This window comes from Streptomyces sp. R11, assembly GCF_041051905.1.
Classification (GTDB): Bacteria; Actinomycetota; Actinomycetes; order Streptomycetales; family Streptomycetaceae; genus Streptomyces.
In genome coordinates, this window is record NZ_CP163432.1 from 8,954,769 (window position 1) to 8,967,447 (window position 12,679).

At 68.5% G+C, this 12,679-nt stretch carries 14 protein-coding genes; 4 read left to right on the forward strand and 10 right to left on the reverse strand.

Translation table 11 applies throughout. The annotated features are described in order from the left end of the window. Positions 1–7: 7 nt before the first annotated feature. Positions 8–1,933: a BTAD domain-containing putative transcriptional regulator gene (locus AB5J55_RS41340; protein ID WP_369275564.1), complete on the reverse strand. Its 1,926-nt coding sequence runs from the start codon at positions 1,931–1,933 to the stop codon at positions 8–10. A gap of 887 nt (positions 1,934–2,820) precedes the next feature. Between AB5J55_RS41340 and AB5J55_RS41345 the strand changes: the two genes are divergently transcribed. Next, a complete protein-coding gene (locus AB5J55_RS41345; RefSeq protein WP_369275565.1) occupies positions 2,821–2,991 on the forward strand; it encodes a hypothetical protein in 171 nt (56 codons plus the stop codon). A gap of 588 nt (positions 2,992–3,579) precedes the next feature. Here the strand turns inward: AB5J55_RS41345 and AB5J55_RS41350 are convergent. Continuing rightward, positions 3,580–4,188, reverse strand: coding sequence for a GNAT family N-acetyltransferase (locus tag AB5J55_RS41350; protein ID WP_369275566.1), 609 nt, complete (start codon positions 4,186–4,188; stop codon positions 3,580–3,582). Positions 4,189–4,282: 94 nt separating this feature from the next. On the opposite strand from AB5J55_RS41350, the gene AB5J55_RS41355 reads away from it, so the two are divergent. Further along, a complete protein-coding gene (locus AB5J55_RS41355) occupies positions 4,283–4,510 on the forward strand; it encodes a hypothetical protein (RefSeq protein WP_369276445.1) in 228 nt (75 codons plus the stop codon). 35 nt (positions 4,511–4,545) lie between these two features. On the opposite strand, the gene AB5J55_RS41360 is transcribed toward AB5J55_RS41355, so the two are convergent. The 4 genes from AB5J55_RS41360 to AB5J55_RS41375 all read right to left on the reverse strand — a co-directional run bounded on the left by AB5J55_RS41360 (position 4,546) and on the right by AB5J55_RS41375 (position 7,001). Continuing rightward, entirely contained in the window at positions 4,546–5,001 is a 456-nt protein-coding gene (locus tag AB5J55_RS41360) for a VOC family protein (protein ID WP_369275567.1), read from the reverse strand. A 52-nt stretch (positions 5,002–5,053) separates the two neighbouring features. Continuing rightward, complete coding sequence (locus AB5J55_RS41365; protein WP_369276446.1) at positions 5,054–5,986, reverse strand: anti-sigma factor RsbA family regulatory protein; 933 nt, start codon at positions 5,984–5,986, stop codon at positions 5,054–5,056. After that, positions 5,986–6,345 carry an STAS domain-containing protein gene (locus AB5J55_RS41370; protein WP_369275568.1) on the reverse strand — a complete coding sequence of 120 codons (360 nt, stop codon included), beginning with the start codon at positions 6,343–6,345 and terminating at the stop codon, positions 5,986–5,988. Before AB5J55_RS41370 ends, AB5J55_RS41365 begins: the two co-directional genes overlap by 1 nt. Before the next feature lie 221 nt (positions 6,346–6,566). Then, positions 6,567–7,001: an ATP-binding protein gene (locus AB5J55_RS41375; RefSeq protein ID WP_369275569.1), complete on the reverse strand. Its 435-nt coding sequence runs from the start codon at positions 6,999–7,001 to the stop codon at positions 6,567–6,569. A 270-nt stretch (positions 7,002–7,271) separates the two neighbouring features. Between AB5J55_RS41375 and AB5J55_RS41380 the strand changes: the two genes are divergently transcribed. Further along, positions 7,272–8,117 (forward strand): RNA polymerase sigma factor SigF, encoded by an 846-nt coding sequence (locus AB5J55_RS41380; RefSeq protein WP_369275570.1) that lies wholly within the window; start codon positions 7,272–7,274, stop codon positions 8,115–8,117. A 690-nt stretch (positions 8,118–8,807) separates the two neighbouring features. Here AB5J55_RS41380 and AB5J55_RS41385 read toward each other — a convergent pair. From AB5J55_RS41385 to AB5J55_RS41395, 3 genes are all read right to left on the reverse strand, one after another. Then, on the reverse strand, positions 8,808–9,242 hold the full coding sequence (locus AB5J55_RS41385; RefSeq protein WP_369275571.1) for a hypothetical protein: 435 nt from the start codon (positions 9,240–9,242) through the stop codon (positions 8,808–8,810). A 189-nt stretch (positions 9,243–9,431) separates the two neighbouring features. After that, the gene (locus AB5J55_RS41390) at positions 9,432–10,421 is read right to left on the reverse strand and encodes an ornithine cyclodeaminase family protein (protein WP_369276447.1); all 990 of its coding nucleotides are present in this window, start codon (positions 10,419–10,421) and stop codon (positions 9,432–9,434) included. Between the two features lie 247 nt (positions 10,422–10,668). Then, positions 10,669–11,322: an NADPH-dependent F420 reductase gene (locus AB5J55_RS41395; protein ID WP_369276448.1), complete on the reverse strand. Its 654-nt coding sequence runs from the start codon at positions 11,320–11,322 to the stop codon at positions 10,669–10,671. Positions 11,323–11,395: 73 nt separating this feature from the next. On the opposite strand from AB5J55_RS41395, the gene AB5J55_RS41400 reads away from it, so the two are divergent. Then, on the forward strand, positions 11,396–11,776 hold the full coding sequence (locus tag AB5J55_RS41400; RefSeq protein WP_369275572.1) for a winged helix-turn-helix transcriptional regulator: 381 nt from the start codon (positions 11,396–11,398) through the stop codon (positions 11,774–11,776). Between the two features lie 54 nt (positions 11,777–11,830). On the opposite strand, the gene AB5J55_RS41405 is transcribed toward AB5J55_RS41400, so the two are convergent. Continuing rightward, entirely contained in the window at positions 11,831–12,655 is an 825-nt protein-coding gene (locus AB5J55_RS41405; protein WP_369275573.1) for a DUF1684 domain-containing protein, read from the reverse strand. Between the last annotated feature and the right edge of the window lie 24 nt (positions 12,656–12,679).

Genomic DNA, 12,679 nt, shown 5'->3' on the forward strand with positions numbered 1-12,679 from the left:
GAAGCGGTCAGCCGGGAGTTCGGGCGGGCGCGGCGAGCTGACGCGCGTAGATCCTGAGCAGTTCGTGGATGCGGTACGGCTTGGGCGGGCCCTCCTCGACGAATCCGGCGTCCGCGAGCTGTTCGAGCACCTCGTCGGGCGGCGGCGAATCCGGGTTCCCGCCGCCCTCGAACTGCGCGGCCAGCCGCAGGAAGGCCTCACGCAGATCGGGATCGAGCCGCCCCAGAGCGGCTTCGAAGACTTGAGGTACGGACATCAGCGGCTCGTCGGCGAGGGAGAGCCGGGCGGGCAGGTCCTGGGCCAGCCAGCTCGCGCAGTCCGCGATGCCGAGGCCGGGCCGGGTCAGCAGACGGGCGGCGGCGATCCGCAGGCTGAGCGGGAAGTGCCCGCAGATGCGGGCGAGTTCGCGTGCGGCGTCAGGTTCCTGGCCGACCCTCTCGGCGCCCAGGGTGGCGACCAGGAGGTCGTGGGACTCCTGCTCGTCGAGCGTATCGAGGCGATGCACGACGCCGCCGTGCGTGGCGACCAGGCCCGCGAGCCCGCGTCTGCTGGTCACCACGGCGGCACCATCGGCGGGGGAGGGGAGCAGGGGCCGTATCCGCCCGGCGCTCGACACGTCGTCGAGGACGAGCAGCCGACGCCCCGGGCGGCTCGGGGAGGGAAGCCGCCCCAGGGCCTCCGCCGTACTGAGCGCACTGCCGTCAGGGTCGGTCATGGTCAGGGTGAAGCAGCCGCCGGGAAAGGCGTCCTGCACCAGATGGGCCGCCTGCAGTGCGAGCGCGGACTTGCCGATGCCGGGGGCTCCGGAGATCACCACCAGGCCGGTCCGCGGATGATCGGCGGTCAACGCGCGTTGAATCGCGGCGAGTTGGGTGGCGCGTCCGGTGAAGCAGGGGACGGGGGCGAGGGAGGGGACGGTGGTGACGGTGGGGGCCGGCGTGGTGGCGGGGAGGCTGCGAGTGGTGTCTGCGGCTAGAGCGTACGTCGGGTCGGGGGCGGGGTCGGGTGCCCGGTCGTGAGCCGTGGAGGCGGCAGGCGGAAGGGCCGCGGGATCCGGTGCCTGTTCCTGTGCCGGCGTTTGGGCCGGCGCCTGACTCGGCAGATCGGCCCTGGCGACACCTGCCGGCAGTGCGGCCGGTCGCGAGGATGTCCGTGCCCCGATCGCGGGGAGGACCTTGAGGCCCGGGGTGGTATCCAGCTCCTCGCCACGGAGGATGGCCATCTCCAGCCGCTGGAGAGGCGCGCCCGGATCGATGCCGAACTCCTCCTTCAGCCGCTCCTTGACGGCCCGGATCTCCACAAGGGCTTCTGTCTGGCGGCCGGTTCGGTACAGCGCCTCGATCAACTGCTCCGCGAAACGCTCCCGCTCCGGGTGGCGTCGGGCCGCGTCCCACACATCGGTCAGGACCTCGCGACATCGCCCGCGCGCCAGTTCGATGTCGCACAGCCTCTCCAGCGCCCTGAGCCGTTCCTCCGACAGCCGGGGTGCCTCGTCGCGGTGCAGCATGTGCGAGGAGACGTTGGCGAGTACCGGGCCCTGCCACAGGGCGAGGGCCTCGCGCAGTACGTACGACTCCGTCTCGGCGTCGCGGGCGGAGTCGGCCGACTGGACCAGGCTGCGGAAGCGGACGAGGTCGAGGGTCTCGCGGTCCATCCGCATCCGGTAACCGCCCGGTACGGCCTCGATGGTGTCGTTGGCTATCCCGTACTTCGCGAAGATCCTGCGCAGCCGCAGGACGCAGCTCTGCAAGGCTGCCCTGGCCGTGGCTGGGGGCTCGGTGTCCCAGACGGCGCGTAACAGATAGTCGGTCGAGACCACCGCGCCGGAGTGAATGAGGAGGGCGGCCAGGAGATTCGTGGGCTTGGACGGCTGCAGGACGGCGGCGTGCTCACCGTCGGTGATGCTCAGGAGTCCTAACAGCTGGAACCGCATCCTACTTATCGCTCCGTTGTGTCCTCTGGCGGTCCTGGCGTGCGGCTGATCGAGCTCGCTCCTGGGCCCGGCAAGAATACGGGTGCAAACGTCGGCGGCGTTGACGGATTAGGGGACGCTCGACGACCGGAAAGAAAGCTGTTTCTGTGGCAGCAATGTCCGGAAGCCTATTGCTTTGGCTCCCTTGCGGGTGCCAGCGGATACTTTAAGCGTGAGATCGCGGCAAGTCGATCCCCTGGTTTGAGAATATTGCCCAGGTGTCGGAATTTCGGTTGTATTTCATGAAGGTCTCACATGGCCCCTTTGTCGGCCCTGTGTGGATGACCAGGTCGGATCGCTTTCATGAACTCGCAGGTCGGCGTCGGCCAGGCGAGGGTGGCAGGCCCGTTCGCGACTCTTCGGAAGGCCTGATCCCGGTTGTGATCGGAAGGTGAACAGGCTTCTTCTTTCCGTTCGGAATCGATTGTTCCGTCATTGGTTCAATCCAATTCCACACGTTACCTGAGGTAACGTATAAGTTGACGCACGAACGAAATCAGGGCGCCCACTGTCGTGTGAAGTGGGCCGGTCGAATAAGGACGCCTGAATTTCTTCTGGCCGTCGGGGTGCGCCGGGCTCGGCCCCGGATCTCTCGGCACCCTTGTGGCGTCGCCTTACAGAGGCCGTGGCTCGCCCCAGCGGGTCTCTGCTCGACAAGGCCCCGGCCGTCGCGGGTGTCGTCGGCCGACCGCGACGGCGGCCCGACTTCCTCTTCGCGGGCGACGCCTTGGTCGGGAACTGCAAGCCCGCTACCCCATTGCGTATACCGACAAATCGCGGGCAGGCGGACCTTGAGGGACGAGTGAAAAGGACGCGTTCCTTACGACGGCGACGGAGGTGGATACGCCATGGACGCGAAGGTGTTGGAGCGGTTTCCAGCGGGAGCTCCGCGCGGATCGTGGCCTGCGGAGGAGTATGCGGCCCGGCTACGGGACGAGGGCGAGCCCGGCGCGACCGTCGTGATGGACCTGCAGTCGGACGCGTTCCTCGTGGTCGTCGGGGATCGTGGCAAGGACTGACGTGCCGTAAGGCTTCGCGCAACGTGACGGCGACGGCGACGGCGGGGATCACACCGCAATTCGCGCGGCGGATTCTGGCTGGCACGCTGTCTGCTGCACGGCCATGAATGCTGAGCGGTATGCCTTCGGCGGTTGTCGTCTGCCCTCTGCACGGACTCCGGTCGCGGTGGCCCGGTCCGTCCAGCCGCCGGGCATCGCGGTTCTTGCGCCGGCGTCAAGGCCGTCGACGGCCCCGTCGCCGCCGCCGCGCCGCCGTGTCTCGCTGCCGGCCGACCGTCCTATGGCGGCGTCGTCCCCCAAAGCCTGTCTCGCAATGCGGGGGACTTCCCTTCATCTCCCCTGGAGCCTCGCCCACCGGTTACCAGCTCGGCTGTGTCCCAGCAGTCGCGCCTGCTCACTCTTGAGCCGGGCGAACCGGTCACGGATGTACTCCCTCAGCTCCCGGCCGGGGAAGGATATGAGTGACAGGTGCTCCTCGTAGTTACCTTGGGCCCAGCGCGCAGCCGTGATCTCGTAGCCCGAGGCGTGGGCGCATGGCTGGAGTAGGTCCTGGGGTATCTCCTCCTCGATGAGGTGGCGCTATCTGCCTCAAGATCTACCAGAGACGGACTTGACGCCGCTCTTCGCGGGGGCTGGAATCGGAACGGCCGACGGACGCCACTCTCGCCTGATCAACCCGAACACCCACGAGTCGGATACTTCGCCGTTCACGACGCAGTCTTCCCGCAACGTCCCTTCACGCACGAATCCGATCTTCTCCAGGACCCGGGCAGATGCCTCGTTGCGCGTATCGGTCTCGGCCTGGACTCGATTCAGGTCCAGTGTGTCGAATGCCCACTGCAGCAATGCGTGCGCGGCCTCCGTCGCGTAGCCGTGGCCCCACATCGCTTCGTCGAGGATGTAGCCCAATGACGCGCTGCGGTAGTCCGGGTTCCATCCGGTCAGACCGCACCAGCCGACGAAGGCACCGTCAGAAGCACGGTCGATGGCCACCCGTGCCCCGGTGCCTTCGTCCGCGATCTTCCGGCACATCGCGATGAAGCGGTCGGCGCGGGCCCGTTCGGTCCATGGCGGGGAGTCCCAGTAGCGCATCACGTAGGTGCTGCTGTGCAGCGCGAAGAGGGGGTCCGCGTCGGTGTCGGTGAAGGGGCGCAGTCGCAGGCGAGCGGTGTGCAATATGGGGGTGGCCAGAGTCATGCGCACCATCTTGGGTCTTCATGGGGCGGGCAGAACACCGAATATCCGATCCCCGGTCCGGCCCCCTCTGGCCCGGCGGTAGCTGATCGACGGCATACGGCTCCGGGTTCGGACAGGAGTTCCTCGTGGGGATGTCCCCGTCGAGTACGGTCCGTGGGGCCGGATCTGCGATCTGTTCCGCCGATGGCAACGAGACGGTGCCTGGCACCGGGGCCTCACCCGACTTCAGGATCGACCGACTCAAGAGGCACAGAGCAGTGGCCACGACGTACGAACAAGCTCTCCGTCCGCTACGAGGCGACGGTGCTGGTCGCAGCCCTGAACGAGTGGCTGTGACCACCACAGTCGCAACGGCCCTCAGACGACGTCGAATTCGTTGCCCTCGGGGTCCTGCATGGCGGCGGCGTAGAGCCCCATGTCCGGCTCATCCTTGATGCGCAGCACGGTGGCGCCGGCTTTGACCAGCCGTTCCACCGTAGCCTGGACCCGCTGGGTGCGGACGTCCAGTGGGACGTCACGGCCCCCACCGACCTTCAGGTCGAAGTGCCACCGGTTCTTGGCGACCTTCGGCTCCGGAACCTGCTGGAACCACATCCTCGGTCCACGTCCCGCGGGGTCGATGATCGACTCCGGAATATCCCCGGCACCGGCCGGCAACTCTGCCTCGGGCACCCCCACCGCCGCCCAGTAAGCGCGCCACGTGGCATGCCCGCCCGGCGGAGGCTCAGGCACGTAGCCCAGGGCTTCGGCCCAGAAAGTCACCATTCTCTGCGGATCGGAGCAGTCGATCGTCAGCTGAACTGTCATCTCCATGCTCGGAGCATCCCAGGCAGGTCTGACAGACGATCCACTTTCACGACAGGCCCTAGCGGCCGATGTAGAACCGGATGACCGTGCCGTCGGCGTCAGTGTGAACACGCACGAGGTCTGCGACGCAATGCACCAGCAGCAGGCCCCTGCCTCCCCGCTGGTCACGGGTGGGCGGGCGGCGTCCGACCAGCGGATCGCTCAGATACCCGCGGTCGCTGACCTCACACACCACCTGGGCGTCCTGCGCCCAGACTCGCACGGTGCCGGAACCGCCCCCGTGTACGACGCTGTTGGTGGTGAGCTCGGCCACCGCCAGCGCCAGATCTTCCAGACGCACCCCCTGCAGCCCGAGTTGCGCTGCACACTCGACGGCGAAGTGTCGCGTGGCCGGCAGTTCCTGTGCACCGAACTCCCGCGACTGGGCCGACGTGGGCACCGGCCCCAGCGGCTGGTTGTACAGCTCCACGATGTGCCCGGGGGCAAAGGACGGGCTCGGATGCTGGGATGGGCCGGAGACGATCAGCGGGTGGGTGGCATACGCGTCGGCGAGGACTCGTTCCTCGAGCCGGTCAGCGTCGTAGGGACACAGGATGGTCGCTTCCCGGCCTTGGAACGCGGGGTTGATCAGCGCCTCGTGCTGGGCGCAGGCCGGGTACTCCAGGCTGCTGCGGCCGGGCCAGATCGGCTCCCCGATGATCCGGACCCGCGTCGCAGGGTGTGCGTCGGCGAAGGCGCGGAGCACGTTCGGGATGATCCGCCCCGGGTTGCGGCCGGCTTCGGTCATGTCGATGAAGCGTACGGATCCTGCGTCAGCGCCCAGAGTTTCCTTGAGCATGGCCAAGTTCGGGCCGGGCACGGCGACCGCCACCGGCTCCCCGCCTTTGAGACCATCTCGGATGAAGGGGACGGTTCCTTCGAGATACTCCTGCTCACCCCGGTAGAACAGCGCTGGGTGCACGAACGGTTCGGTGGCAGCCGATCTGGTCATCATGACACCACCTCGATCGCGTGCAGCTTCGGCCAGAACATCTCAAGCACCCGCCGCATACTGGCAGGTGGCCGCTCAACGACGATGCGTCGCCCTGGCGGAAGGTCATGGGCGGTCACCGCCAAGGCAGAGACCCCTGCAACGTCCGCGAAGGTCACTGCGGACAGTTCCAGATGACACACCGGCGCTCCGCTCCGAGCGAGTCCGTCCAGCATCTGCTCCCAATCTCGGCGCGTGGCCAGCGTGATCTCACCGGCCGCCCGCCACCCCCTGTCACCGGTCAGGGGTGACACGGTCAGCTCACCGTCCAGCGAGGTGGGCAGTGATGCCTTTCCATCAGCCTCCGGCGAACCATCCATTTTCTGTCACCTCCAGTCACCTGCCGATCTGAGACCAGTCTCTCGTGTGCAACACCAGGGTACGAACCGTTCACCACAACTTGCTGGTGTCGGCTGTACTGGAGTCAAGCCGGGATTGGCGCGGGAGGCCCAAGGAGCTGGTCCCGGGGTCCGGGTTGTTGAGGCTTGGGGCCGTCACTCGGATATCGCGAAGCGACCTCCCGCCACGCCGATCCGGGCCCTCATCCCTTGCCGCATGCATCTGGCGGGGCGGGTGCGGGCGGCGGCTCGAAGCAGGCTGTGACGTCCTTGCCGCGAGGGCAACGGCGTGCCGCCACGTCATGGGCGAGGGCGTCGACCAGGAACAGCCCACGTCCACCGGGGGCTTCGTTTCCGGCGTCGCGCTGTTCGGGTAGCTGAGCCGAGGCGTCATGCACTGTCACGTGCAGGCATTCCTCGTCCCGCGTGAGGATGAGTTGTGCTGTGGTGTGGGCGTGGATGTGCGCGTTGGTGACCAGCTCGGACACGGTCAGGACGATTGAGTCCACCAGATCGGGTGCTGTCCGCTCCCACCCGAGGGCCGCCAGATGACTGCGCGTCCAGTCCCTGGCCGTCTTCACTCCATTGCTGATCGGCAGCGAACGCGCCCATCCCGCAGCTCTCATGTCCTGCGCCACTTTTTCTCCTCCGGGCCGATTAAGTGCGTCGTCCGTGTGCCCGGAAAGTGCAGCTCCTCACCCTCACGACGCCGAACCCGTGCGTGGGTTCGCGCCGTGTGAGCCGCGGCTTGAGCCAGCGCGTCTGCGCTGGCTCCATGCCGCGCGGGGTTCGGCAGTGACCCCGCGCTTCGGCAAGGTTGCGGGTGTGAGCGCGAAACGAGGGGGTACGCGCTGGTCATCAGCCGTTTCAAACGGCAGCGGCTGTCGCGGTTCTGGGAGAGGAACATCATGGCGATCACGAGCACGCCTGCAGCGCATACGCAGACCAGCGAGCTGCCGGAGGTCGCCGATCCCTCTCAGGTGGCGCCGAAGGACGCCCGCGAGCTGTCCAAGGTGTTCTTCGATCAGCTTGCGGTGCTGGAGGAGGGCACGCCGGAGTACAGCTACGCGCGGAACACGCTGATCGAGATGAACCTGTCCCTGGTCCGCTTCGCGGCCGGCCGGTTCCGCAGTCGCGGGCCGGAGGAGATGGAGGACATCGTCCAGGTCGGCATGATCGGTCTGATCAAGGCGATCGACCGGTTCGACCTGTCCCGGGAGACGGAGTTCACCTCGTTCGCCATCCCCTACATAGTGGGTGAAATCAAGCGGTTCTTCCGGGACACCACCTGGGCCGTCCACGTTCCGCGTCGGTTGCAGGAAGCCCGCGTCCAGCTCGCGCGCGCCACGGAGGAGCTGAGTAGTCGTCTGGGGCGCACCCCGACGGTGACCGAGCTGGCGGAGTTGATGAGCCTCTCCGAGGAAGAGGTGCGCGAGGCCCGCCTCGCCGCGAACGGTTACAACTCCTCCTCTCTGGACGCCACCATCAATGGCAGCGAGGACGGCGAATCGGCACTGCAGGACTTCATCGGCACCGAGGACACCGCTCTGGAGCTGGTGGAGGACTTCCACGCTCTGGCCCCGCTGATCGCCGAACTCGATGAGCGGGACCGGCAGATCATCCACATGCGGTTCGTGGAGGAACTCACCCAGGCCAAGATCGGCGAGCTTCTGGGCGTCTCGCAGATGCACGTCTCCCGCCTGCTGTCCCGTACCCTCGCCCGCCTGCGTGAAGGCATGCTCACGAATCAGTGAGTTGCCCGCCCCGGGCCCCCGAGCCCCCGGGCGTGGCCGGAGTTGTGTTCCTAGCCGGTGGCCAGCCACTTCCTCTCCTCAGTCTTCGGGTCTGCGCTGCTGAGGGGCACGTCAGCAAGGATGTAACTGCGCCCCAGACGACGGCGACGGCGGGCCGTGGGACCGCGGTTTACCGCGGCCGGGAGCTCCAAGACGTCGTCGATCTGTGTGCGCTTTCCGGCGCCCTGGTAACGCAGATGCACCTGGTAACGCAGATGCAGAGGGAGAGGCTCCGCGTCTCACCTGTCGCGGCGCAGGAACCGAGACCGGGTGGTCATCCGTTCCACCATCCGCCGCGCAGGCGCGGCGGATGGTGGGGTCTCAGGCCAGATGCCAAGCCGTGGCCGTGCCGTCGTCTTGCTCACGAACCAGGCGATGACCTTGCCCTTGTCTTACCAGCGGTCCAGCGGTCGGCGAGCTCCCGCCGAGGTACCCCATGCCGGCGCCTTCCCATAGCTCGTGCGCGGGCCGGCGTCCGCTCGAGAGCCGACGCCGGCCTGACGTTTCGCAGTGGTGGCGCGCGCGTGCGGGAGAGGCCCTTCGCCCAGGCCTCGACACCGCACACACGCCCCCTCTGGGTTAGTGCGAAGTCGCCGCCGCCCTACTGCGGCAGCGCCTTGCCCGCCGGGCGGGGGCGGGGCGTTGGACGTGTCAGATCCGGCCGCCGGTCATGCGGGTGATCGGACCCAGCGTGCGCCGGCCCGCCCGCCGACCCGCCGCATACGACGCCGCGCCCAGCGCGGTCAGCCCGGCGCCGGCGCCCGCGACGACGATCTTGCGGTTGGCGATGAACGTCCAGGTCGTCTTGGCGAGGGCGACGGCCTGTCCCGAGGCGGCGACGACGGCTTGGCGGCCGGCCTCGACGCGCTCGGCTGCCGTGTGGGCGACCGCGGTGGTCGCCGCGGCCGCCCGCTCTGCCGTGCCCGCGGCGGCTGACGCCGCGTCACCGGCCTTGTCGGCCGCCTTGCCTGCCGCCTTGGATGTCGGAGCGGTTGCCCGCGACGTGGTGCGACGCGCCTTGGCCGCCGCCTCCTTCGCGGATGCGGAATCTTGACTGGTGTCATTGTTCGATGGGCTCATGGACATCGCGTTGCCGTATCCTCCGGCAGCAAACATGTTCGAGCAAGGTCGCGTTTCCGGGCCTGCGCCCGCCCGACTCTGGTTCACCGGGCACCCTCTGGGCCATCTGCGCCCCGCAGTCGCAGACCGGCGACGCATCGAGCCGTACCCGGACCGCTCCAACCGGGCGGTGAATGACCGGGCCGAACGTCGAAATCACTCCAGCGTCACGTACTCGCCGACCGACGCCATGCGGGCTGCGGCGACGACCAATGCGGCGGCAACGGCATCCTGGACGGCCACCCCGACTGACTTGTACAGGGTGATCTGGGTGGGTGAGGTGCGGCCCGGTTTGTGCCCGGAGATGAGTTCGCCCAACTCGGTGTGCACGTGCTCGGGAGTGATCACGCCGTGCCGGATGGGCGTCAGCAGGTCGTTGCTGCCGGCCGGGAAGGGAGCCAACGCGGCTTGTCGCGACTCGACGCACACGAGCGCATCGGCGATCGTGGCGTCGTCGATCTCACGGCCGTCCGGGTTGTAGCCCACCGAGGTGACGTGCACTCCAGGAGCCAGCCAGGGACGGCGGACCACGGGTTCGAGGGCGTGGGTGGTCGCCGCGGCGATGTGGGCGCCGTCGAGCGCCTCGACGTAGGTGGGCACCGCCCGCACTTCGACGTCCAGCTCGGCTGACAGCTCTGCGGCGAGGTCAGCTGCTTTTGCCGGGACTCGGCCGGCGATTCGGACCTCCCGGATGGGGCGAACTCGGCACATCGCGCGGGCGTGGGATCGAGCCTGGACTCCGGTGCCCAGGACCGCCAGTAGCGTCGCGTCCTCGCGCGCCAGCAACCGCGCCGAAAGAGCCGAACAGGCAGCGGTCCGGGCTGCGGTGATGGCCGTACCGTCCAGCAGCGCGGCAGGCGCGCCGGTGGCCGAATCGAAGACGAGGATGGCCGCTTGATGGGTCGGCAGTGGAGTCGCGGCATTCCGCGGGAAGAGGGACACCAACTTGGCCATGAGCACATCGGCCGATGGCACGTAGCCCGGCATGGCGGCCAGGAAGCCATCCTGCTCGGGCACGAGCGCCGCGATCCGGGCCGGTGCCGAGGCGCTGCCCGAGCTGAGGTCCGCCATGGCTGGGGCCAAGGTGTCGATCAGCGCGTCCAAATCGATGAGGGCCTCGACCTGCGAGCGCCCGAGCACAAGCATCCGGCAAACCTCCTGAGGGGCAGTCGCGCCCGACGGCTGATCGGTCAAAGCGTTGTCCTACGGCTCCTTCCCCTGCTGTGACACGCCGTCCCCCTTGAGCATGTTCATCCGTACACACTGGGCAGGTTCGTTCGTCTGCATGCTGCGTCGCCCCCTGGCAGCCACAGGCGGATTGCCCGCTTGAGTGATGCCGTACATGCACTTCCGTGGATCCGCGAGCGGCTCGCCAGCTGAAGACTGCTTCTGCTCACTGGCCACTCGGCCCGGCGGCATAGGCCAGCGGCGGCGCGATCGCCTGAGCATCCGCTCCTTGGCCGACCCACAGGGCGATGAACAGCGCGGCGGTCGCCTCCAGGAGCCCGGCCCGTTCGAGACCGCCGCCTGCCACGGGCTCGCAGCCCACATCCCGCACCAACTCGCGTACCTGCGCGAGAGCTGCCTCGCTGTCCCCGCACACGGGAACGGCCAGTGGCCGCCCCTCGAAGACGGGCGGCCGCATGCGCCACACATCCTCGTGACAGAGATTGAACGCCTTGACCACATGAGCTCCTGGTGCTGCCGCGGCCAACTGCTGCGCCGCCGAGGGGCCTCTTTCCGTCAGCAGTCGGAAATCCGGCCCGACCGGATTGGAACAGTCGACCAGGACCCTGTCGTCCAACGATGCCCGCAGCTCCCGGACCACGACCGCTCCCGCCCCGAAGGGCAGCGCGGCCAGCACCACCTCACCGAACTCGGCCGCGGCGCGCAGGCCGGCAGGCGCCGCGCTGCCTCCGATGCGCGTCGCCAGTCGCTGCGCCTTGTGCGCGTCCCGTGCGCCGATGGTCACCTCGTGCCCGGCCCTCGCCCACTGGGTGGCGAGTGCGTCCGCCATGTTCCCTGTTCCCAGCACGCCGATTCTCATCATGTGTTCCTTTCCCCGCCTGCTTCGACCGTTCAGCACGACGCTAGGGAGCCTCTCGGGCACCATTTGGTAAGTGACGACCGATGATTTCCTCGCCGACTGCCGCGCCCGCCTCGCCTTCGACCTGTTCTCCAACACGTGGAACGCCGTGGTGCTCTGGGCGCTGCGCGACGGACCGAGGCGCCCCGTCGAACTGCGGGAGCGGATCGGGGGCATCAGCTCCAAGGTCCTCACCGAGACGTTGCGGCGCCTGCAGTTCAACGGACTGGTGGCACGGCACGCCCATCCAGGGGCACCGCCTCGGGTCGAGTACCAACTCACCGCTCTGGGGCGGACCTTGTTGGCCCCCATCGACGCCGTCGGGGCATGGGCTTTCGAGCACGGTGACGAGGTCATGGCGGCCCAGGACGCGGAATGCAACGCCGCCGCGCAGCAGTCCCCTCACACCCGCTAGAGGACTGACCCGGGCTCTCGGCCGGCCGCTGTCACCGCGGCCGGCCGGCCGGGCTCAGGATCCGCCGCGCTCGCGGGGGATCTTCTGACCCGCCTCGATCGCCACCGGCAGCCGGTTCTCGGCCGGTGGCAGCGGGCAGGTGGCCAGGTCCGTGTAGGCGCACGGCAGGTTCGTGGCGCGGTTGAAGTCCAGGACAACCGTGCCGTCGGCGGCGGGCGGCTCGACGGCCAGGGTCCGATTGGCGGCGTAGGTGGTGACCCCGGAGGTCGCGTCGGTGAACAGCACCGTCAAGCCGCCCGCACCACGTCCGGGGAACGCCGTCAGGGACAGCCGACGCCCCTCCACTTCGAACTCGATCCTGCCCGGAGCGTCGTACACGTGCTCGAGGCCTGCGGCCGCGGCGCCCACGGTGGTCGGGCGCGGCTCTTCGAAGGGGATGTACCGGCCCGTCACGGCCCAGCGCGGGTCGGGGGCGTAGGCCGGTGTGCCCGTGAAGGCCTTGAGCAGTGGTGCGTCCGGGTGCCGCGGGCGCACGATGTCGTTGCCGCCCCGTTTGGCGACCTCGATGACGGCGTCTCCCCAGACCGCGTCGACGCCGCCGCGCTCGGGAAGGACACCGAAGCGGTGTTCACCCCGCACCGGCGTTCCGTCGACGACCAGCTCCTCGCCGTTGTCGAGATTCACGACGACCCCGTCGGGGCCGGTGCGCCACGCGCCGGGTGCGTCGGGGAAGCGCTGCGGCCGGTCGTCGAGCCAGTGCAGACCGGTGACCGCCAGGAACCCGTGCGGGTCGGCGAGCCGGGCCTCTTGGGCGCGGTGCCACTCCAGCCAGTCCTCGGTAAAGGCATGGAGGTCCGTTGTGGTCGCCTCGGTGGGCATGAGTTCTCCTTCGTCACGCGAGAT